Origin of the sequence: Providencia sp. PROV156 (assembly GCF_028480905.1) — a bacterium.
GTDB classification, from domain to species: Bacteria; Pseudomonadota; Gammaproteobacteria; order Enterobacterales; family Enterobacteriaceae; genus Providencia; species Providencia hangzhouensis.
The window spans coordinates 53,353-72,208 of sequence record NZ_JAMPPE010000003.1 but is presented as its reverse complement, the minus strand read 5'-3'; the positions used below and the strand labels follow the sequence as shown (position 1 = coordinate 72,208).

Here is an 18,856-nt window from a genome sequence, read left to right as displayed (position 1 = left end):
AAATACTATCTGGAGTCAACGTTTTGAGCGCCATGCTTTCTAACCAGCTACTCAACGATATCCTAGACCAAGTTCGCCCACTGATTGGGCAAGGTTGTGTTGCAAATTATATTCCTGCTTTAGGTTGCGTACCTTCCCACCATTTAGGCATTGCGGTATCCACGATTGACGGTGATATTTTCACCGCAGGGGACGCATATCAACGTTTTTCAATTCAATCTATTTCAAAAGTATTAAGCCTCACGCTTGCAATGACACGTTATGAGGAAGAGGAAATTTGGAGCCGTGTAGGTAAAGAACCCTCAGGGCTACCCTTTAATTCGTTAATTCAAATTGAAATGGAAAAGGGGATACCTCGAAACCCGTTTATCAATGCGGGAGCCATTGTTATTGCTGATATGTTGCAATCACGTCTAAGCGCACCTAAACAGCGCATGCTAGAGTTTGTCCGAAAGTTGTCCTGCGAACCGGATATCAGTTATGACACGGTTGTCGCTCGCTCAGAATTGGAACACGCCAGTCGTAATGCAGCTATTGCTTATCTTATGAAATCTTTTGGAAATTTTGAAAATGATGTTTTAACGGTTCTCGAAACTTATTTTCATTATTGCTCTCTAAGTATGAACTGTGTTGAATTAGCGAGGTGTTTTTCCTATTTAACATCGCAAGGGATGTCATCTTGCTCCATTGACCCCATCATCACGCCACTACAATCAAGGAAAATCAACGCATTAATGATGACTTGTGGTATGTATGACGGTTCTGGTGAGTTTGCATTTCGGATAGGAATGCCCGGCAAGTCTGGTGTTGGTGGCGGTATTGTTTGTGTGGTTCCAAACCAATTTACCGTAGCGGTTTGGTCACCTGAGCTAGACTCGGCGGGGAACTCTTTAGTCGGCTGTGCGGCTTTAGAGTTATTATCGAAACGAATTGGGCGTTCTGTTTTTTAATTAATGCTCTACTAGGAGATTTTATGTTACGCCGTACATTAATTGCATTTTCACTCCTTGCTTGTGCGACGAGCCAAGCTGCAGATTATAACTGTTCTGTAACACCAAAGGATGACATCGTTATGACACCTGGAAGTGTGCAAGTTATTGGTGCAAGTGGCGATTTAAAAATTACGCCAAATGGTGATATCACGCTTAACGGTAAAAATGTTGCTGCAACAGAGGCCCAAAAGCAGCAAGCTATTCGTTACCAAGCCTCTATCCGTCAGGATTTACCTTGGATAAAACAAGAATCAGAAAAAAAATTATCAACTTCAAGGGAAACGATAGACAAAGTTGTTGTTAAAGTGGTTGGTAGCGATAGCAATATCCTTAACCGGTTAACAAAACTAGAAAAAGAGCTTAATGGGCAAATCAATCAAATTATTGAGACTCGCCCTAATGGTTATGTATTTCACCATGAAGCCATGAAAACCGTTGAAGCGAAAGGACGCGAGTTAGTTAATGAAAGCTTGGGTGGCATTTTACAAGACAGCATCAACGAAATGGGGCGCAAGCAATTATTATCGGGTGGTGATGCTAATAAAGCGCTACAAGGTATGTTAGGGAACTTAGGCGGGTTACAACAAGAGCTCGAATCTGAATGGAAAAAACAAGAGAAAAGCTTCCAGCAATTTGGCCAACAAGTTTGTTCTAAAGTAACCTCAATAGAGCAACAACGCGTCTCATTACTTAATTCAATCAAAAGTAGCTGATAGCACTAAAATCACAATAACCTTATGAGCAGTAATGTATTTTTTGTACATTACTGTTTTTTTATTTTATCTGTATTATCTCTATCATCAATTTGTGTGACATTAATTCCATTAATGGGAATGAAAATGAAATTGATTCTTATTTGATTGACATCTAAGCTGCTCACTTTACAATGCGGGTTTGGCTTAATGACTAAATTGGGATCATTTAAATGAAAAAGTTCATTCCTGCTCTGCTTGTTTCTGTGTTGTCATTCTCTGCGCCTTTCGCCCTCAGCGCTGAATCTACCACTTTCACGCCAAATGCGGTTACAGCACAAGGTGTTGAAAAAGTGACGATCAAACACCTATCAGGTGAAACTGAAGTCGTGAAAAAACCACAAAAAGTGGTTCTGTTTGATTTCGGTGTTTATGACTCAATGCAAAAACTCGGCTTAGGTGACAAGGTTGTTGCACTACCAACTGGCAATGCTCCCGCTTATATAAAAGGCAGCATCCCTGCATCAATGGAAAATGCAGGTGGAATGAAACAACCTGATTTAGCCAAAATCGCGCAATTAAAACCTGACCTGATTGTGATCACGGGTCGTCAAGGTAAGTCTTATGATGAGTTATCAAAAATTGCACCCACCATCAATTTAGGCTCTGATAGCAAGCACTATATTGATTCTGTAAAAGCCAACATTGGTGTGATTGGTGAGCTCTATGGTAACCAAAAAGCGGTTGATGAGCAGTTGGTTCAATTAGATAAAGTCATCGCAGACGCCCAGAAGAAAGCGGCTGATTCTAATAAAAAAGTGTTAGTGCTGATGCATAATGACGGCAAATTAATTCCAAACAGCCAAGCTGTTGTTTACAACGTTGTGAAAGCGCAACGCGCTGACCTACCTGTTGATGAAAGTGCAGATAAAGCAAAACGTCGTGTAGTGGATACCAAAACTATTGCTCAAGCGAATCCAGACGTGATCCTGATTGTTGACCGTAGCGAAGCGATTGGTGCAGGTAAACTGGATAAAACGGTATTTGAAGACAGCAATATTCAAGAAACCAAAGCTTATAAAGATGGCAAAATTACTTACCTGCAATCTGACTTATGGTATTTGTCAGGTGGTGGTTTAGTCAGCTTAACTGAACAAGTTAATGCGGTAGTTAATGCCCTGTAACTGATATCTGCCACTGTCTTATTGATGGTGGCAATATGTATTACCTCAATTGTTATTCTTGTCTATTTCATTTTTATCTCTAAACAAAAGCCCACGTCAAATGAAGTGGGCTTTCATCTAATTTATAAGTGAAATGATATTATAAATAAATCGAATAACCGCTACTCTTCACCTAAAAATAACTCTAATAGGGAATTGAGAAACAATTTTCCATGCTCAGTGATCTGCCATTCATCCACAGTTTCTGTGATATAGCTTTTAGCTAAGGCTTCATCAATAGCCGCTCTAACTGTTGATTCTGGTAACCCTGTATATTGGGTAAATTCAGCGCGAGGCATAGCTTCAAGCAGGCGAAAGCGGTTCATGAAATATTCAAATGGCCTATCGGAGGCATCAACATCATAGGATTGGTGCATATAACGCCCCTCCATATAACCTCGAGGGTGTTTTGTTTTTACGGTTCGTAAAATTTGACCATCTTCAAAAGAAATTTTTCCATGAGCACCACAACCGATGCCTAAATAGTCACCAAAGCGCCAGTAATTGAGATTGTGTTGGCATTGGTAACCAGGTTTAGCATAGGCGGATGTTTCATATTGCTGATAACCTGCCGCACTCAATAATTTATGGCCTTCGGTGTAAATATCCCACAGTGTATCGTCATCGGGTAATACCGGAGGACGTGAGCCAAACTGAGTGTTGGGTTCAATGGTTAATTGGTACCAAGACAGGTGCGGAGGTGCAAGTTCAATGGCTTGGCGCAGGTCAGATAAACCTTCAATTTGAGTTTGCGCAGGTAACCCATGCATTAAATCGAGGTTAAAGCTTCTTAAATTAAGATTAGTGGCCAACTGAGCGGCGCGTTTCGCTTCATCAGCGCCATGAATACGCCCTAAAGTGATTAATTTGTCATTACCGAAACTTTGTACACCAATAGAAATACGGTTGATTCCTGCCGCTTGGTAACCTGCAAAACGGTCAGCCTCAACAGTTCCGGGGTTTGCTTCCATGGTGACTTCTGCGTGAGGGTCTAAATCAACTCTCTGACGTACGCCATCCATTAATGCTTGCATTGACTCAGCACTTAATAAACTGGGCGTTCCACCCCCAATAAAAATGGTTTTTACCGAACGCCCTGCAACTAATTTTGCATCAATGTCTAAATCGGCCAACAAGTGTGCCACATATTCTTGCTGAGGAATTTCCCCCTTAAGTGTGTGCGAGTTGAAGTCACAATAAGGGCATTTTTGCACACACCAGGGGATATGGATATACAGGCTAAGCGGGGGTAATTTAAGCATTCTTCAGCGCATCCAACATCATTGTGAGGGCTCTTCCACGATGTGAAACGGCTTGTTTTTCTGCTTTTGTTAACTCTGCTGAGGTGCAACCTAATTCAGGAACATAAAATATAGGGTCATAACCGAAGCCACCTTGGCCTTTGCGTTCATGAGTTATGACACCGTGCCAGCGACCATGAAAAACCAACGGCGTTGGGTCTTCTGCATGGCGTAAATAGACCAGAACGCAGTTGAATTGAGCCTGACGTTGGTCGTCAGGCACATTTTTCATTGCTTCAAGTAATTTTATCAGGTTTTGCTCATCGGTCGCATCTTCCCCTGCATAACGTGCAGAGTAAATGCCAGGTGCGCCACCGAGTGCATCAACAGAAATTCCTGAATCATCAGCAATTGCGGGTAACCCGGTTTGTGCTGCTGCATGGCGTGCTTTTAAGATCGCATTTTCAATAAAGGTTAAGCCTGTTTCTTCTGCAGATTCAACACCTAATGAGGTTTGTGCGACGATATCCATCCCAAAATCACGTAGTAGGTCAGCTAACTCATTCACTTTCCCGGGGTTACCGGTGGCTAAAACAACTTTTTGCATTATTTAAAACTCGTTTTTACATAATACCAATGGAATACATCATTGCAGTCAATGATGGGTCAATCATCAGTGAGATATCAACACGCAGATAATTCAGTGCAATTAAAATAAACATCACAATCATTGCGGAGAAATCTAACCCACCCATAGCAGGGATGATACGACGAATTGGCGCCATTAAAGGTTCTGTTAATTGGTATAATAAATAGTCTACAGGGTTACGGCCTTGGCTGACCCAGCTTAAAATTGCACGGATTAAAATCATCCAAAAAATCAATTTACCGGTATAGGTTAATAATAAAATCAGCCCCATAGGCAAAATACTTATGCCTAAAATAGGGAGCAAGTTAGTCGCCCACATACCAAAAATAATAGCTGCAATGGCTAAAATAAATGCCACAACCACTGAAGCGGTATCTATCGCGCCAAAAGAAGGAATGACTCGGCGCAATGGTGCGACGATAGGCTGTGTTGCTTTGACAACAAATTTCGAAAAGGGATTGTAAAAATCTGCACGCACCCACTGCATCCATACGCGCAGTAGTAATACAAAAATATACAGTTGAATCAGGGTAGTAACGACGAATACTAAGGTCTGCATGGTGAGTTCCGCGATTAATTTAAAAAAGTTTTTCCATTTCTTCCGCTCTATTTATTGCGCTTTGCATTGCATCGGCAACAATCTGCGGAAGATTTCCATTATAAAATTGCTCTAAAGCCATCGCGGTGGTACCGCCTTTAGAGGTGACTTGTTCACGTAGAGTCGAAAAAGCCGTGTCATTTTGTGACTTAGCAAGTTCTACAGCCCCCTCAATCGCATGAAGAACGAGCTCTCTAGCTTGTTGTTTATCATAACCGAGTTGCTCTGCTTTTTGCTGCATTGATTCCATAAATAGAAAGAAATAGGCAGGAGAGCTACCAGTAATAGCAATAATGTTATTGATTTCTTGTTCTTGTTGGCACCAAATCGTTGAGCCGACACTTTGCATCAGTTCTTGTGCAAATTGTTTGTCTTGCTCTGAAACTTTCCCTTGAGCAAATAGCCCACTAACGCCTTTCCCTACCAATGATGGCGTGTTTGGCATGATGCGCACTAAATTCAGCGAATGAGCGAAATAGTCGTTATAACGTTCTGCTGGGATCCCAGCCGCAATGGTTAGGACTAATTTTTGCTCAAAATCAGCCGCATTTTGTAGTGGTTCACATACTTCTTTCATCATTTGCGGCTTAACGGCAAGGACAATCACATCCGCAGCTTTGACAGCGGCTAAGTTATCATGACTGCTGATAATGCCATATTGTTCAGCCAGTTTATCTCGACGCACAGGTGTCGGAGAACACACCGTGATCATCGATGCAGGGTAACCATGGTTAACCAGCCCAGCAATGATGGCGTGAGCCATATTTCCGGCGCCGATGAAGGCAATTTTACGATGTTGCATTCTGTTCTCCTATTTATTGGTGATATTGGCGCGCGCCAAAAATAGCGGTTCCTATGCGAACAAGTGTTGAACCGCAATGGATTGCTGCACGCATATCATCAGTCATCCCCATTGAAAGGGTGTCAACCGTGGGATAAGTGGTTTTTAATTGCTCAAATGCCTCATTCATTTGATGAAACACCGCACACTGGCGTTCATAATCCGTTTCAGGTGCAGGGATCGTCATCAGGCCGCGTAACACTAGGTTTGGCATAGTAGCGACCTGTGCAGCAAGTTCTGCGACTTCTGCTAGTGTTATACCCGATTTACTGTTTTCATCGCTGATATTAATTTGAATTAGCACATTGAGAGGGGCTTTTTCACTAGGACGTTGGTCATTTAAGCGCTGAGCAATTTTCGCTCTGTCTAAGGTATGAAACCAGTCAAAATGTTCAGCGACAAGGCGGCTTTTATTTGACTGTAATGGGCCAATAAAATGCCAAATAAGGTCATTTCTATGTGAAAAATATTGAATTTTCTCAACACCTTCTTGAACATAATTCTCACCAAATTGGCGCTGACCTGCCTCAATGGCTTCTGAAATAGCTTCACAAGGTTTTGTTTTACTTACCGCGAGTAGCGTAATGTCCTGTGGTGAGCGCTGGCACTCTGCGGCAGCATGCTCAATACGCGCGGTGACATCAGAGATATTATTTTGAATGGTCATTATTTTATTCAATATGGTTTATTCAATACTATTTTATTCATGTCATACATGAATAGCGGCTGTTGACCATAGTGTAAAGCAAATTACATCAGAACGGCACCATGGCGTGAGGTTAAGCTAAAAATAACCACGCAAAATACGCAATAATTACATCTGTTGTTCAAACCAGCTTTCAAGGATCACCACGGCAGAGGCTGAATCAACTTTGCCTTTGCTTAGTGCTCGATAACCGCCTTGTTCAAAAAGGCCTGCTTTTGCTTCAACCGTGGAAAGACGTTCATCATGTAGTTCGACTTTAACACCAAAACGGCCATGAATTCGATTGGCAAAATTACGGGCTTGGCTTGTAACCAGTTGCTCCGTACCATCCATATTAAGGGGAAGCCCGACAATAACCAACTGTGGTTGCCATTCTTTAAGTAACTTTTCGATTTGTTGCCAATCAGGGCGGCCGTCACTGGCTTTCAATGAGGTTAATGGTCGTGCAGTACCTGTAATTTCTTGTCCAACTGCAACACCGATACTTTTGGTTCCAAAATCAAAGGCTAACAAAGTTCTTCCAGACATTAAGCATGCCCCGCTTGCATTGAAATTGTATGAATATCAACACCAATTAATTTAGCCGCGGCACTCCAGCGTTCATGAATGGGTGTGTCAAAAATAAGCTGAGGAGAAGCTTCAACGGTTAGCCAGCTATTTTCCATAATTTCACGCTCAAGTTGGCCTGGCTCCCAGCTTGCATAACCTAGCGCCACTAATGAGTTGGTAGGCGAGTGCTCACTTCCTAAAGTCTCTAAGATATCTTTTGACGTCGTCACCATAACGTCATCATTTAAATGCAGGCTAGATAAAAAGCCTTTAATTGGTGTGTGTAAGATAAACCCATGTTCTTCTGCAACAGGGCCTCCCGCAATGACGGGCTTTTTTAAATTACGGTTATCAATTTTATCTGAAATCGTAATTTCGAGTTTTTTGAGCATCGTATCGACAGAAAAGTCATCAATAGGTTTGTTAATCACGATCCCCATCGCCCCTTTTTCATTGTGCTCACACACATAAACGACCGACTGTTCAAAATAAGGGTCTGTTAAGGATGGCATAGCGATAAGAAAATGGTTTTGCAGATTCAAACTTAGACTCCAGCAAATTTAAAAACAATTGATAGAACACAATAAAAGGCAAAACTATAAGGTGGTAAATAAAACTGATGACTTTTATCGTTTGAAAATAATATATCGCGTGAGGGAATATCTCTTTTAAAAACAATATATTGCATGGAAAAAATAAAAATCATCAGTAAGAATAAACCACCGCTATAAATTATTTATTGAGACGGCGTTCAATGGCATCCATTAACATACCGGTAATGGAGATATCAAATGCGGCTTCAATTTCCCGTGCACACGTTGGGCTGGTCACGTTAATTTCAGTTAAACGGTCACCGATGATATCAAGACCAACAAAAATTAAGCCTTTTTCTTTTAATGTTGGCGCGACAGCACGCGCAATGGCCCAGTCACTTTCACTTAATGGACGCGCTTCCCCACGGCCACCCGCAGCAAGGTTACCTCGGGTTTCGCCTTGAGCTGGAATTCGTGCTAAACAATACGGAACGGGTTCACCATCAACAACTAAGACACGTTTATCACCATCTTTAATTGCTGGCAGGAAGTTTTGTGCCATGCAGTAGCGGGAGCTATGTTCTGTTAGCGTTTCAATAATCACACCCACATTTGGATCATCTTGTTTGAGGCGGAAAATCGAAGCGCCACCCATACCATCGAGTGGTTTAAAAATGACATCGCCATGTTTTTGGTGAAATTCTCTCAACTTTTGTGGGCTGCGAGTGACTAATGTGTCCGGTGTTAATTCAGCAAACCAAGCCGTAAACAATTTCTCATTACAGTCGCGTAGGCTTTGCGGCTTATTCACAATTAGGGTGCCGGCTTGTTCCGCTCTTTCTAAAATATAAGTCGCATAGATAAATTCAGTGTCAAAAGGCGGGTCTTTACGCATTAAAATGGCATCAAGTGAACTTAGGGCGATGTCTTGTTCGCCATGAAATTCATACCATTTTTCAGGGTTTTCTTCGACCGTCACGATTTTTGTTTGTGCGCGAGCTTCACCTTGGTGTAAATACAGGTCATTCATTTCCATATAATGGATTTCATAACCACGACGCTGAGCTTCCAACATCATTGCAAAACTGGTGTCTTTCTTGATTTTGATGGATGAAATAGGATCCATCACTATACCGAGCTTGATCATTTTTTCTCCTTACCCCAGATCACCTAAGCGCACTTGCAGTGCTGTGATAGCGGTTAGCGCAGTCGTTTCTGTTCGTAATACTCGAGGCCCTAACAGTATATCGGTAAATTGATAGTTTGCTGTCATGGCAATTTCGTCTGCTGACAAGCCACCTTCAGGGCCAATCAACAATCGTACTTTCTTTAGTTCAGTGGGTAGCGTATTAATACTTTCTGTTGCCCGTGGGTGTAAATTGACTTTAAACGCACCGTCATTCTCGGTGCACCAGGCTTCAAGGGTTTGCACTGGGCGAATTTCTGGAATTCGGTTGCGGCCGCATTGTTCACAGGCTGCAATTGCAATTTTTTGCCATTGTAGTAATTTTTTTTCGAGTCGTTCGCCATCTAAGCGAACACCACAACGTTCTGATAATAAAGGTGTTATTGTATTAACTCCGAGTTCGACAGATTTCTGGATGGTAAATTCCATTTTTTCCCCACGAGACATGACTTGCCCTAGGTGCAAATCGAGCGGGGATTCTCTATCATCAATTTGGCTATTTTCAATGTGTACGAATACGTTTTTTTTAGTTGCTTCAGTAATTTCAGCACTAAAGGTCTGATTGCTGCCATCAAAAAGTTCGAGTTTTTGGCCAGCAGTCATGCGTAGCACCCGGCCGACATGGTTTGCGGCATCATCACCAAGAGAAATTGTTGTATTTATTTGAAGAGGCTCAGGGTGATAAATGCGTGGAATGCGCATAGCTTTTCCTTAGTACAAACTGGGTTAATAAATAATATAACTTTGATGAATATGGGGGTTGAATTGTTAAACTCAAGCGCTACTACCTAGTTTATAACGAAATACTGACCTTTTATAGTATGTCTGTGCCATAAGCGATATCTTAAACAGTGATGAAAGCAAACTAGGAGATCATGATATTCGAATAAACCGACTCCACTCAACGGAATTAAAGTGTTGGGAGCATCGAAAATTCACAGTATATTTATTTTTATCTCCATAAAGGAATAAGGAGTTAATATGAGGGAACTAATTTGTATTTTTATATCATCAGCTATATCTATTATTTCACCGTCTGAGCAGTTTATATTATCATGCCAAAATGGAAAATTTACAAATCCGTTTGATTTTGTTTGTATTTTTTCTGCTTTGATTATGTTGTTAATCTCTTTTTTCTCGACTAAAAAGCTACTTATTTATTTACCAGTTGTTTTTTTTGATAAATCAAAAATTATTATTAAAAATACTATTCTACTTCTAATATATGGCGTATTAATTTTTATAATATATTGGAAGTCTGATGGTTTATATATGATTTTATTTTTAATACTATATATTAATTTGATAATTCCATTATTCATCATTGATAATAAAATAGGTTATCTCCCTGATATTCTTACATACCCATTATTATGGTTGGGGCTGTTATATCAAATTCATTTGCCAAATGGGAATGTGGTTTCAGCTATTTACGCGGTGCTGATCAGTTACTTAGTTATGCTTATGGTGGTGACATTGGTTGAAAAACAAACGTCTCAGCCACAAATGGGGAGGGGGGATTTTAAACTCGTTGCCGCTTGTTCTGCCTGGCTTGGGGTTTGGCAGCTTCCTTACTTTTTGGGGACTGCCGCAGGGGTAGGGCTATTACAATATTGGGTAATCTATGGGTTATTGCCTAAAATATATCAAAAGAAGCAACAGGCGAATCAGGCCTACCCTGAGACATTATCTGGGGAAAAAATAGCTAAAAAAACGAAGACGATCCCATTTGGTCCCGCGCTAATTATTAGCGCTAGCATATGGTTGTATTTATCAATAATTGAATATTAAATTAAAAGACAACCATACGTGCATGCATGAAAGGGGTGAGTAAAAATCGGAGTTGTAGTTGTTAAGACGCTGCTGTTACTAGAGAGTCTAAAAACTGCTGCCATTTACTCGGCTCACCGAGGTAATTTTGTAATGGAACACGCAACCATCTATCCTGTTGTTGTATTAACAGTGTTGGAAAACCGGATGCACCTGACTGCGCTAACAGAGCCTTACTTGTTCCAATGTGGGCCGCAGTTTCATGTTGCTCACACTCACTGTAGTCGGACACATACTGGGTTACATCGAGGCCAATTTCTTTGGCGAGCTCAAGAAGTACCGCGGTATCTTTAATATGGCGTCCTGAAATGTAGTGTGCTTTTTGAATGGCTTTAAGCATTTCAAAGCCTTTGCCTTGCTTGGTTGCCGCTAATATAGCGGTTTGCGGTGGTGTTGAGTCCATAACCAAATTAGGTTCGTGTAGCATTTTTATATAGTCATCGCCAAACACTTGCCCTGTCATTGATGCAATGCGCTTATCGGATTGCAGAATATATTGGCGAAAATTATCATCTAAATGTAGACGAGCGTCACCTGCTAGCATGCCTCCACCATGCATTTCAATGTTGATACTTGGGTGTTGCTTGGCAATTTCAACTAAAGGCGCAGCGGCATAGCACCAGCCACAATAAGGGTCATAAATATAGTGTAGGGTGATGTTGCTCATAATCGTTCTCTTTATTTGCTATTTTTAAATAATTTGAGTTAAGTTGTATCATCATCAAGAAATTAATACCACTATCATTCGGTTAAATCAGCCAAATTGTTTTTAGCAAGTCATTCAGGGAATTGATACGGAACAGACTGCACAAAATGGCTGAAATAACGTGTATTACAGAGTTATTGTGGCCATTGCATTTCGCCTTTAATGACTTTTGCACTAAGTTCTAAGCTCGACTTGTCATCTAATTGTGGGTATTTTTCCACAACTTTCTGGATGAGCTCATCTGAGTTTGTACTTGTTTTTGCCGAATTTTCAAAATGTTGTAAATATTGTTGAGTAAAAGAAACTGAGCTTGTATCTAATTTAGATGCTCCCGTAAAGTGGCCGGGAACGACAGTTGTTGGGTTCAGTGCTTTGATGTCTTTCAATGTTTGCTGCCAATTTTTGCGTGACTCTTCTGTTTGGGTATCCGCTACCCAAACATGAATATTGTCAGAAACAATAACGCCACCCACAACGGCTTTTAATGATGGAACCCAGAGATAAGTTCTATCTGGTGACACGCCATCAAGGCCTTTAATTTCAAGTTTTTCGCCATCAACGGTGAAGTAGTCTCCTTTAATAACTTCAGGGACGATAACATGGGCAGGGGCTTCATCTTTTAATACACCGCCCCAGTAAGCCAGCTTGCCATCTTTAGTTGCTTTAATGGCTTCAACTGTGTTTGCTGTTGCGACCACTTTAGCCTCTGGGAAGGCGTTTGTTAGGGTATCTAGCCCAAAATAGTAATCTGGGTCAGAATGGCTAATGTAAATCGTGGTTAATTTTTTATTGAGTTTTTTAATCTTATCAACCAATTGTTGTGCATCATTTTTTTGAAATTGTGCATCAATCAACACCACTTCACTTGAACCGCTAATTATTTCAGAGGAAACTGGAAATACGCTGTTATTTCCAGGGTTATAAACATCTAGTGTGAGTGTTTCAGCTTGGGCCAGGTTCATCGTTGTGGCAATTAACGCGGTTGCTGCTAATAAGGTCAATTTCATGTTGTATCCTAAAATGAAGTTATACAGAAAAGTTTGTTTTGCATGTCATGTATACTAAATTGCAATGATAAGGTGAAAAACTCCATAATTAGGTTTTGTTTGTTGCATAATTCGGTCAAATGAGAATGGTATGGATAGATTAAAAGCGGCTGAGGTATTTATTACTATCGTTGAACAAGGCAGCCTAAGTGGAGCAGCAGAAAAACTGGATATGTCTAGAGCGATGGTGACACGCTATTTGTCAGAAATGGAACAATGGGCGGGGGTACGTTTATTAAATCGCACCACACGGAAATTAAGTCTAACTTCAGCAGGGGAAGGGGTATATCAACAATCTTTGCAACTTAATGCTATTTCCCAAATGGTGCCTGTGCAGCAAGAGCTTGATGCAAAAGCATTATCTGGTTTAGTGCGTATTAGTTGTTCACAATCAATCGCCCAAAGTGCGCTTTCTGTGGCTATTTCTGAGTTTATGAAACTTTACCCGAATATGGCTATTGATATGCAAATATCGAATAAATCGGTTAATTTGATAGAAGAACGAATTGATTTGGCAATCCGTATCACGAATCAACTGGAACCGAGTTTAATCGCAAAACCCTTGTCAACTTGCCATTCTGTCATTTGTGCTTCACCTGACTTTTTAAAAGGAAAGAAGCAGCCTGAAAAGCCAGAGGATTTAGTTTTGCTTGATTGCTTAACCTACAATTTTTTTGGTCGTAGCTTATGGGTATTTGAAAAAGCAGGCATGCAGCATAGTGTGTTAGTTGATGGGCGCTTAAGTGCTAACGAATCCGTATTTCTCGCTGAAGCAACATTGCAGGGGGCGGGTATCTCTATGCAACCTTATTATTCAGTTGCTAATCATTTGGCTTCGGGTGAGTTAGTTCAGTTATTACCTGAATATACACCAATGCCACTAGGTATTTACGCTGTGTATACTAGTCGCCAAAAAATGCCAACCGCCCTGAGAGTGGTGATTGATTATCTCGCTAATTGGTTTGAAACTTCACCTCATTGGCAGCTATTGATGCAACAGCGCGGAAGTTAGCTGAGTTTTTATTTGATTAAAGTTATCCTCTAAATGTTGAGTAAAAATATTGGTCAATTGTGATGAAGGGCGGTGAATTGGCCTTATTAAACTAACAGTAAAAGGAATCGAAAAACTGAGTGGACGTAGAGCTAACTTCCTAGCTGATTGCTGATGAAAATCTAATGCAGTTAACGGGTTAACAATAGAAACTCCAATCCCTTTTAGTGCCATGGCACAAATGGATGATGCCGAATGCGTTTCCATGACCATTTTACGTTCGACGTGATGTTCCGCAAAGGTTGAGTCAATCAACTGACGATAGCTGTCAGTTAATGATAGGCTAATAAAACGTTGGCCTTGAAAATCGTTGGGTGTTAACACTTCTTTTTGGGTTAAAGGGTGGCTCGCCGGTAAGACACACACTTCATTTAAACTTCCTAGTGTTTGTTGTTCAGTTCCCGGTGGCATTTGTAGATGCTCTGTTAAGCCAAAATCGTAACGCTGGGCTGACAACCATTCTTCTAATACAGGGGACTCTTGTGGGATCACCGTGATACTGACATCAGGGTAATTTTCCATAAATGATTGGCAAACCTGAGGTAATAAAGATTGGGCGAAAGCAGGTAGACAGGTTATCGATATTTGTGCATGTTCGAAGCGCCGGATGGTTTCCGCTGAATTTTTAATGCGTTCTAAACCATAATAGGAGCGTTCAACCTCTTCAAGAAACCGTAAACCTTGCGCTGTAGGTTGTAACCGCCCTTTGACTCTATCGAATAACTTAAACTGTAAAAGGTATTCTAAGCGAGCAAGTTCACGGCTGATAGTCGGCTGTGAGGTGTTTAGCAGCGCAGCGGCTTCCGTTAGGTTAGGGGTCGTCATTACTGCACGGAATATTTCGATGTGCCGCCATGAAATGGCTTGCATAAGGCGTCCTTAATAAATTCCATATCAAATATGAATAGACTTTAGCAAAATAGATATTTTTTTTCCCGTATTATTCTTTGAATAATAGCTTTTAATATAATAAAAACTTGCAAACGAGAAAGACAATGACTTCATTCGCAACGACAACAAGCCAATATTTAACCCCTGAGTATTTACGCGCATTACCTGAGCAGTATGGTAGCCCTGTTTGGGTTTATGATAGCGCGGTGATCATTGAGCGTATCAAGCAATTACAAGTTTTTGATACCGTGCGCTTTGCACAAAAAGCGTGCTCGAATATTCATATCCTGCGCTTAATGAAGCAGCAAGGTGTTAAAGTCGATTCCGTTTCCTTAGGGGAGATTGAACGAGCGCTGGTGGCAGGGTTCCAGCCCGGGCGTGAAAACTCAGAAATCGTCTTTACAGCAGATGTGCTCGATAGGGCGACATTAGCGAAAGTGACTGAGTTAGATATCCCTGTGAATGCAGGCTCGATTGATATGCTTGAACAAATTGGCGAGCAAAAAGCTGGACATCCTGTTTGGCTGCGTATCAACCCTGGTTTTGGTCACGGCCATAGCCAAAAAACCAATACTGGTGGTGAAAATAGTAAGCACGGTATTTGGCATGAAGACTTATCTTTAGCGTTAGAAAAAATTCGCCATTACAATTTATCATTGGTTGGTATTCATATGCATATTGGTTCTGGGGTTGACTATCAACATCTTGCCGATGTGTGTGATTCTATGGTGGCGCTAGTCACAACCGCAGGGGTTGACCTTCATGCCATTTCAGCTGGTGGTGGGCTATCAACACCGTATCGTGAAGGCGATGAATTAATCGATGTGCAGCATTATTACAGCTTATGGGATAACGCTCGCCAACGTATCGAACAACACTTAGGGCACAAAATTGAACTTGAAATAGAACCTGGCCGTTATTTGGTTGCAGAATCAGGCGTATTGTTAGCCGAAGTGCGAGCCGTTAAAGATATGGGTAGCCGCCACTATGTGCTTGTAGACAGTGGTTTTAATGACCTAATGCGCCCAGCGATGTATGGCAGCTATCACCATATTTCAGTATTACCCACGGATGGACGTAACGTTGATGGGGCTCAACTAAAAGATACTATTGTCGCTGGCCCTCTGTGTGAATCAGGAGATGTATTTACCCAGTTAGAGGGCGGTTTAGTGGTAACCCGCGCTTTACCCGAGGTGAAAGTTGGCGATTTTCTGGTTTTTCATGACACTGGTGCTTATGGTGCATCCATGTCATCAAACTACAATAGCCGCCCATTATTACCCGAAGTGATGTTTGTGAATGGCAAACCACAATTAATTCGCCGCCGCCAAACGATAGAGGAATTATTGGCGTTGGAGTTGTAATTTAAATAATTCCTCAAAAAATTAATGGGTCCAGCTATTAAATAAATGGCTGGATTTTTTTGTTTTTAATTAAGGTTAAAACTACTCTTTTAGGTTATTTACAATACTTTTTTATATGTAAAAATAAATTTATTTTCTTCTAATGATTGATTTTATTTAAATGAGAATAATATGAAATTGATGATTTTTATACTTGGCTTAGCCTTTTTAGAGTGTAAAGCTAATGATTTTAAAAGAGATATCATTATGCCATCATATAGGATGTTATCATTTAATTATGATAGTAAGTATTTAATATATGAACCATCTATTAGTGATGAGTACCCACCACCAAGAAATGAAAAAGATTTCTTTTTGTTAGTTGAAAAGGCTGCATCAGGAGATTCAAATAGTAATTTATTATTATTTAAATTATTCCTTAAGGATTCTAATTGCAAGTATTTTGATTTTAAGCCTTCGATACCTAATTTCATATGTAAAAAAGCTGTTAATTACTTAATTGAATCAGTTAATATAAATCCTGATAATAATATGGCGTTATTTGAAATGAGTAAACTTTATCATAAAGGGGTTGTATTGAATGAAAATGTAAATAAAGCAAATCTAATTCTAGATAAGATAATAAAAAAAGGAGGGAGAGATTCTGTATTAGTCTGTGATTACTTAGTTGAAATTACTCTTTTTGATGATGATGGAAATATAAAAAATATTGATAAATCTAGATATTATGCAGATATTGGTGCTAAAAATGGTAGCGAAAAATGTAAAAAATATCTCAATGATATAGATAACTATATGAAAAATTAATAGAGATAAAAGGGGGGATGTATGGATGTTAAAGAATATATACCAGAACATTATTTACAAAGCGTAAATGAAGGTGATAGTCGATTGTTTGAATTAGATGATAATGGTTTCTCTAGCTATGGAGGACCTAGCTTTACTATATTTGTTTCTCCGCCAGATAGCCAATATATAGATGTTGTAGGTGATAATACAAATATAGGGGATTCTTCTTTTGGTCATGTATTTATTGGCCTTAAAGGCATAAATCCGGAAAGTAACCAATTTGAAAGCGTATCTATAGGTTTTAGTGCTGGTAATAGTTTTTTGACCAATACGGATAATATTTCATTCGATGATCATAATAAGTATTCAGAAGCATCATCTTTGACAATTGTGGGACAAGGACCTGTGTTTGATAATGATTTAAATAATTTATTTAAGACATATAATTCAATCAAAAATAATTCGGATGGTAATGAAAATTATAACTTGATATCAAATAATTGTATTGACTTCGTGAGTGAGTTTCTTGAGAAGTCTGGTGTCAATGGTATTAAATTAGCAGGAACACCGAAGAAAAACTTAAAGAAAATAAAGGAAATAGCAAAGGACTATAAAACACCTTTAATTATTGACTTAAATAATAATGGAGTGGAAACTTTATCATATGATTTTGGTGTGCTATTTAAATTTAATGGAGAGCTAAAAAAAACCGGATGGGTTTCTCCCAGTGATGCATTATTGGTGATGGATAAAAATAGTGATGGAATTATTAATGATTCTAGTGAGTTATTTGGGGATGATTATCTGAAAGAAAATGGTTGTTTTGCATTAAATGGCTTTGATGGCTTAATGGATTTTGATAGCAATAATGATGGATTTGTTAGTAATGATGATTTTCACTGGGAATATCTTAAGTTATGGCGAGATAAAAACAGTGATGGTAAAACGCAGTCTGAAGAATTATTAGGTTTGAGTAAGGCCGGTATTTCATCAATAAGCTTAAATTATTCATTTTCTGATTATGTGGATGGAAATAGTAATCAACATAAATTAATATCAGAGGTAACTTGGATTGATGGAAAAAAAACAGATATTGTTGATGTGTGGTTTAAACAAAAAGATATAGCTCATCCTGAAAATCAACTAGCAGAGTTGATTTCATTATTTAATAGTGAGTCATCTATAAGCTTAAATAATGTATTAATGACTACAATGAAAAATACACTACCATTTTTAAAATCAAATAACGATCGCGTATTTAATGGGTTAATATGAAATGGTTATTGGTTGTGCTAGTTTTTATTCTCAGTGGATATGATTCATATTCATACAGTGAAAATTTTTTACAAAGTAGTGACGTGAAACCTCCGTCGTATAGGATGCTTGCTTTTTCTACTAATAATATGAAGCATGAAGAAGAGAAAAATTTTTTTCAGGCCATGACACCAATTGAGACAGCAGAGAAATTTTATTTACTCAAAAATAAAGTAGATGAAGGTGACGCCAAAACCCATTATCTTTTATTTTTATTATATTTTGATGATTCGACCTGTTCTGAAAAAAGTCTAGTCAATTTAAAGCGAATTGCAGATGAAAATTGTTTAATTGGTTTAGAATATTTAAATAAAGCTGTAATGATTGATCCTAATTTCCAGCTGGGTTTATACCGATTAGCTTACTTTAATAACCACGGAGTTGGTATGGAGATTGATTTGGAACAGTCAATAAAATATTGGGAAAGGTTGATAGAAACTAAAGGTTATTACCGTCTATTAGCGTTAGAGGCTGCCTCTGAAATCTATTTTTACGAATTTGGAAAAATAGACAAAGCAAAAGAGTATCTAACAATTTGCGCAAATGAAGGTGGGGAGATTTGTCAATTTAAGCTAGGTGACTGGGATAATAAAATTAAATTACGACCTTATATATTAGAGGCTAAACAACGAGCAAACTCCCCGAGTACGTAGAA

The 18,856-nt window shown here is 39.4% G+C and carries 21 protein-coding genes; 9 read left to right on the top strand and 12 right to left on the bottom strand.

The annotated features are described in order from the left end of the window. The first annotated feature begins 32 nt into the window (after positions 1-32). The 3 genes from glsB to PSF31_RS02695 all read left to right on the top strand — a co-directional run bounded on the left by glsB (position 33) and on the right by PSF31_RS02695 (position 2,868). Entirely contained in the window at positions 33-950 is a 918-nt protein-coding gene (gene glsB, locus PSF31_RS02705; RefSeq protein ID WP_420719994.1) for a glutaminase B, read from the top strand. Between the two features lie 23 nt (positions 951-973). Then, positions 974-1,705 carry a DUF2884 domain-containing protein gene (locus tag PSF31_RS02700; protein ID WP_096864761.1) on the top strand — a complete coding sequence of 244 codons (732 nt, stop codon included), beginning with the start codon at positions 974-976 and terminating at the stop codon, positions 1,703-1,705. A 212-nt stretch (positions 1,706-1,917) separates the two neighbouring features. After that, the gene (locus tag PSF31_RS02695; protein ID WP_004264683.1) at positions 1,918-2,868 is read left to right on the top strand and encodes a siderophore ABC transporter substrate-binding protein; all 951 of its coding nucleotides are present in this window, start codon (positions 1,918-1,920) and stop codon (positions 2,866-2,868) included. A gap of 161 nt (positions 2,869-3,029) precedes the next feature. Here PSF31_RS02695 and hemW read toward each other — a convergent pair whose 3' ends face one another. The 9 genes from hemW to rsmE form a co-directional block, all read right to left on the bottom strand. After that, the gene (hemW, locus tag PSF31_RS02690) at positions 3,030-4,169 is read right to left on the bottom strand and encodes a radical SAM family heme chaperone HemW (RefSeq protein ID WP_096864763.1); all 1,140 of its coding nucleotides are present in this window, start codon (positions 4,167-4,169) and stop codon (positions 3,030-3,032) included. Continuing rightward, the gene (locus tag PSF31_RS02685; protein WP_094962051.1) at positions 4,162-4,755 is read right to left on the bottom strand and encodes an XTP/dITP diphosphatase; all 594 of its coding nucleotides are present in this window, start codon (positions 4,753-4,755) and stop codon (positions 4,162-4,164) included. The genes hemW and PSF31_RS02685 overlap by 8 nt, the downstream gene beginning before the upstream one ends. Positions 4,756-4,771: 16 nt before the next feature. Then, entirely contained in the window at positions 4,772-5,356 is a 585-nt protein-coding gene (locus tag PSF31_RS02680; RefSeq protein ID WP_094962050.1) for a YggT family protein, read from the bottom strand. Positions 5,357-5,375: 19 nt separating this feature from the next. Continuing rightward, a complete protein-coding gene (proC, locus tag PSF31_RS02675; RefSeq protein WP_004264693.1) occupies positions 5,376-6,197 on the bottom strand; it encodes a pyrroline-5-carboxylate reductase in 822 nt (273 codons plus the stop codon). A gap of 13 nt (positions 6,198-6,210) precedes the next feature. Next, complete coding sequence (locus tag PSF31_RS02670) at positions 6,211-6,903, bottom strand: YggS family pyridoxal phosphate-dependent enzyme (protein WP_094962049.1); 693 nt, start codon at positions 6,901-6,903, stop codon at positions 6,211-6,213. Positions 6,904-7,050: 147 nt separating this feature from the next. Then, positions 7,051-7,470, bottom strand: coding sequence for a Holliday junction resolvase RuvX (ruvX, locus tag PSF31_RS02665; protein ID WP_004264697.1), 420 nt, complete (start codon positions 7,468-7,470; stop codon positions 7,051-7,053). After that, the gene (locus PSF31_RS02660; protein ID WP_094962048.1) at positions 7,470-8,033 is read right to left on the bottom strand and encodes a YqgE/AlgH family protein; all 564 of its coding nucleotides are present in this window, start codon (positions 8,031-8,033) and stop codon (positions 7,470-7,472) included. The genes ruvX and PSF31_RS02660 overlap by 1 nt, the downstream gene beginning before the upstream one ends. Before the next feature lie 190 nt (positions 8,034-8,223). Then, positions 8,224-9,171, bottom strand: coding sequence for a glutathione synthase (gene gshB, locus PSF31_RS02655; protein WP_004264707.1), 948 nt, complete (start codon positions 9,169-9,171; stop codon positions 8,224-8,226). A gap of 9 nt (positions 9,172-9,180) precedes the next feature. Next, entirely contained in the window at positions 9,181-9,912 is a 732-nt protein-coding gene (rsmE, locus tag PSF31_RS02650) for a 16S rRNA (uracil(1498)-N(3))-methyltransferase (RefSeq protein ID WP_004264709.1), read from the bottom strand. Positions 9,913-10,191: 279 nt separating this feature from the next. On the opposite strand from rsmE, the gene PSF31_RS02645 reads away from it, so the two are divergent. Beyond that, positions 10,192-11,001, top strand: a complete 810-nt coding sequence (locus PSF31_RS02645; RefSeq protein ID WP_096864764.1) for a prepilin peptidase — start codon at positions 10,192-10,194, stop codon at positions 10,999-11,001. A gap of 61 nt (positions 11,002-11,062) precedes the next feature. Here the strand turns inward: PSF31_RS02645 and PSF31_RS02640 are convergent, their stop codons facing one another. Both PSF31_RS02640 and PSF31_RS02635 read right to left on the bottom strand, forming a co-directional pair. Continuing rightward, positions 11,063-11,707 (bottom strand): DsbA family protein, encoded by a 645-nt coding sequence (locus tag PSF31_RS02640; protein WP_004264718.1) that lies wholly within the window; start codon positions 11,705-11,707, stop codon positions 11,063-11,065. Positions 11,708-11,880: 173 nt separating this feature from the next. Then, on the bottom strand, positions 11,881-12,753 hold the full coding sequence (locus PSF31_RS02635; RefSeq protein ID WP_096864765.1) for an MBL fold metallo-hydrolase: 873 nt from the start codon (positions 12,751-12,753) through the stop codon (positions 11,881-11,883). Positions 12,754-12,883: 130 nt separating this feature from the next. Between PSF31_RS02635 and PSF31_RS02630 the strand changes: the two genes are divergently transcribed. Continuing rightward, complete coding sequence (locus tag PSF31_RS02630) at positions 12,884-13,804, top strand: LysR family transcriptional regulator (RefSeq protein ID WP_094962045.1); 921 nt, start codon at positions 12,884-12,886, stop codon at positions 13,802-13,804. Here PSF31_RS02630 and PSF31_RS02625 read toward each other — a convergent pair. Continuing rightward, a complete protein-coding gene (locus PSF31_RS02625) occupies positions 13,778-14,713 on the bottom strand; it encodes a LysR family transcriptional regulator (protein ID WP_096864766.1) in 936 nt (311 codons plus the stop codon). The genes PSF31_RS02630 and PSF31_RS02625 overlap by 27 nt on opposite strands. Before the next feature lie 125 nt (positions 14,714-14,838). On the opposite strand from PSF31_RS02625, the gene lysA reads away from it, so the two are divergent. The 4 genes from lysA (at position 14,839) to PSF31_RS02605 (ending at position 18,854) form a co-directional block, all read left to right on the top strand. Further along, positions 14,839-16,098 carry a diaminopimelate decarboxylase gene (gene lysA / locus PSF31_RS02620; protein WP_004264731.1) on the top strand — a complete coding sequence of 420 codons (1,260 nt, stop codon included), beginning with the start codon at positions 14,839-14,841 and terminating at the stop codon, positions 16,096-16,098. A gap of 171 nt (positions 16,099-16,269) precedes the next feature. Next, positions 16,270-16,905 carry a hypothetical protein gene (locus tag PSF31_RS02615; protein WP_096864767.1) on the top strand — a complete coding sequence of 212 codons (636 nt, stop codon included), beginning with the start codon at positions 16,270-16,272 and terminating at the stop codon, positions 16,903-16,905. A 21-nt stretch (positions 16,906-16,926) separates the two neighbouring features. After that, positions 16,927-18,162, top strand: a complete 1,236-nt coding sequence (locus PSF31_RS02610; RefSeq protein ID WP_164561206.1) for a hypothetical protein — start codon at positions 16,927-16,929, stop codon at positions 18,160-18,162. Beyond that, entirely contained in the window at positions 18,159-18,854 is a 696-nt protein-coding gene (locus tag PSF31_RS02605; RefSeq protein WP_164561205.1) for a hypothetical protein, read from the top strand. The genes PSF31_RS02610 and PSF31_RS02605 overlap by 4 nt, the downstream gene beginning before the upstream one ends. Positions 18,855-18,856: the final 2 nt, after the last annotated feature.

What these genes read in the sequence shown, in the direction of transcription:
- glsB (WP_420719994.1), top strand. Translation starts at nt 33, where the DNA reads ATGCTTTCTAACCAGCTACTCAACGATATCCTAGACCAAGTTCGCCCA.
- PSF31_RS02700 (WP_096864761.1), top strand. Translation starts at nt 974, where the DNA reads ATGTTACGCCGTACATTAATTGCATTTTCACTCCTTGCTTGTGCGACG.
- PSF31_RS02695 (WP_004264683.1), top strand. Translation starts at nt 1,918, where the DNA reads ATGAAAAAGTTCATTCCTGCTCTGCTTGTTTCTGTGTTGTCATTCTCT.
- hemW (WP_096864763.1), bottom strand. Translation starts at nt 4,169, where the DNA reads ATGCTTAAATTACCCCCGCTTAGCCTGTATATCCATATCCCCTGGTGT.
- PSF31_RS02685 (WP_094962051.1), bottom strand. Translation starts at nt 4,755, where the DNA reads ATGCAAAAAGTTGTTTTAGCCACCGGTAACCCCGGGAAAGTGAATGAG.
- PSF31_RS02680 (WP_094962050.1), bottom strand. Translation starts at nt 5,356, where the DNA reads ATGCAGACCTTAGTATTCGTCGTTACTACCCTGATTCAACTGTATATT.
- proC (WP_004264693.1), bottom strand. Translation starts at nt 6,197, where the DNA reads ATGCAACATCGTAAAATTGCCTTCATCGGCGCCGGAAATATGGCTCAC.
- PSF31_RS02670 (WP_094962049.1), bottom strand. Translation starts at nt 6,903, where the DNA reads ATGACCATTCAAAATAATATCTCTGATGTCACCGCGCGTATTGAGCAT.
- ruvX (WP_004264697.1), bottom strand. Translation starts at nt 7,470, where the DNA reads ATGTCTGGAAGAACTTTGTTAGCCTTTGATTTTGGAACCAAAAGTATC.
- gshB (WP_004264707.1), bottom strand. Translation starts at nt 9,171, where the DNA reads ATGATCAAGCTCGGTATAGTGATGGATCCTATTTCATCCATCAAAATC.
- rsmE (WP_004264709.1), bottom strand. Translation starts at nt 9,912, where the DNA reads ATGCGCATTCCACGCATTTATCACCCTGAGCCTCTTCAAATAAATACA.
- PSF31_RS02645 (WP_096864764.1), top strand. Translation starts at nt 10,192, where the DNA reads ATGAGGGAACTAATTTGTATTTTTATATCATCAGCTATATCTATTATT.
- PSF31_RS02640 (WP_004264718.1), bottom strand. Translation starts at nt 11,707, where the DNA reads ATGAGCAACATCACCCTACACTATATTTATGACCCTTATTGTGGCTGG.
- PSF31_RS02635 (WP_096864765.1), bottom strand. Translation starts at nt 12,753, where the DNA reads ATGAAATTGACCTTATTAGCAGCAACCGCGTTAATTGCCACAACGATG.
- PSF31_RS02630 (WP_094962045.1), top strand. Translation starts at nt 12,884, where the DNA reads ATGGATAGATTAAAAGCGGCTGAGGTATTTATTACTATCGTTGAACAA.
- PSF31_RS02625 (WP_096864766.1), bottom strand. Translation starts at nt 14,713, where the DNA reads ATGCAAGCCATTTCATGGCGGCACATCGAAATATTCCGTGCAGTAATG.
- lysA (WP_004264731.1), top strand. Translation starts at nt 14,839, where the DNA reads ATGACTTCATTCGCAACGACAACAAGCCAATATTTAACCCCTGAGTAT.
- PSF31_RS02615 (WP_096864767.1), top strand. Translation starts at nt 16,270, where the DNA reads ATGAAATTGATGATTTTTATACTTGGCTTAGCCTTTTTAGAGTGTAAA.
- PSF31_RS02610 (WP_164561206.1), top strand. Translation starts at nt 16,927, where the DNA reads ATGGATGTTAAAGAATATATACCAGAACATTATTTACAAAGCGTAAAT.
- PSF31_RS02605 (WP_164561205.1), top strand. Translation starts at nt 18,159, where the DNA reads ATGAAATGGTTATTGGTTGTGCTAGTTTTTATTCTCAGTGGATATGAT.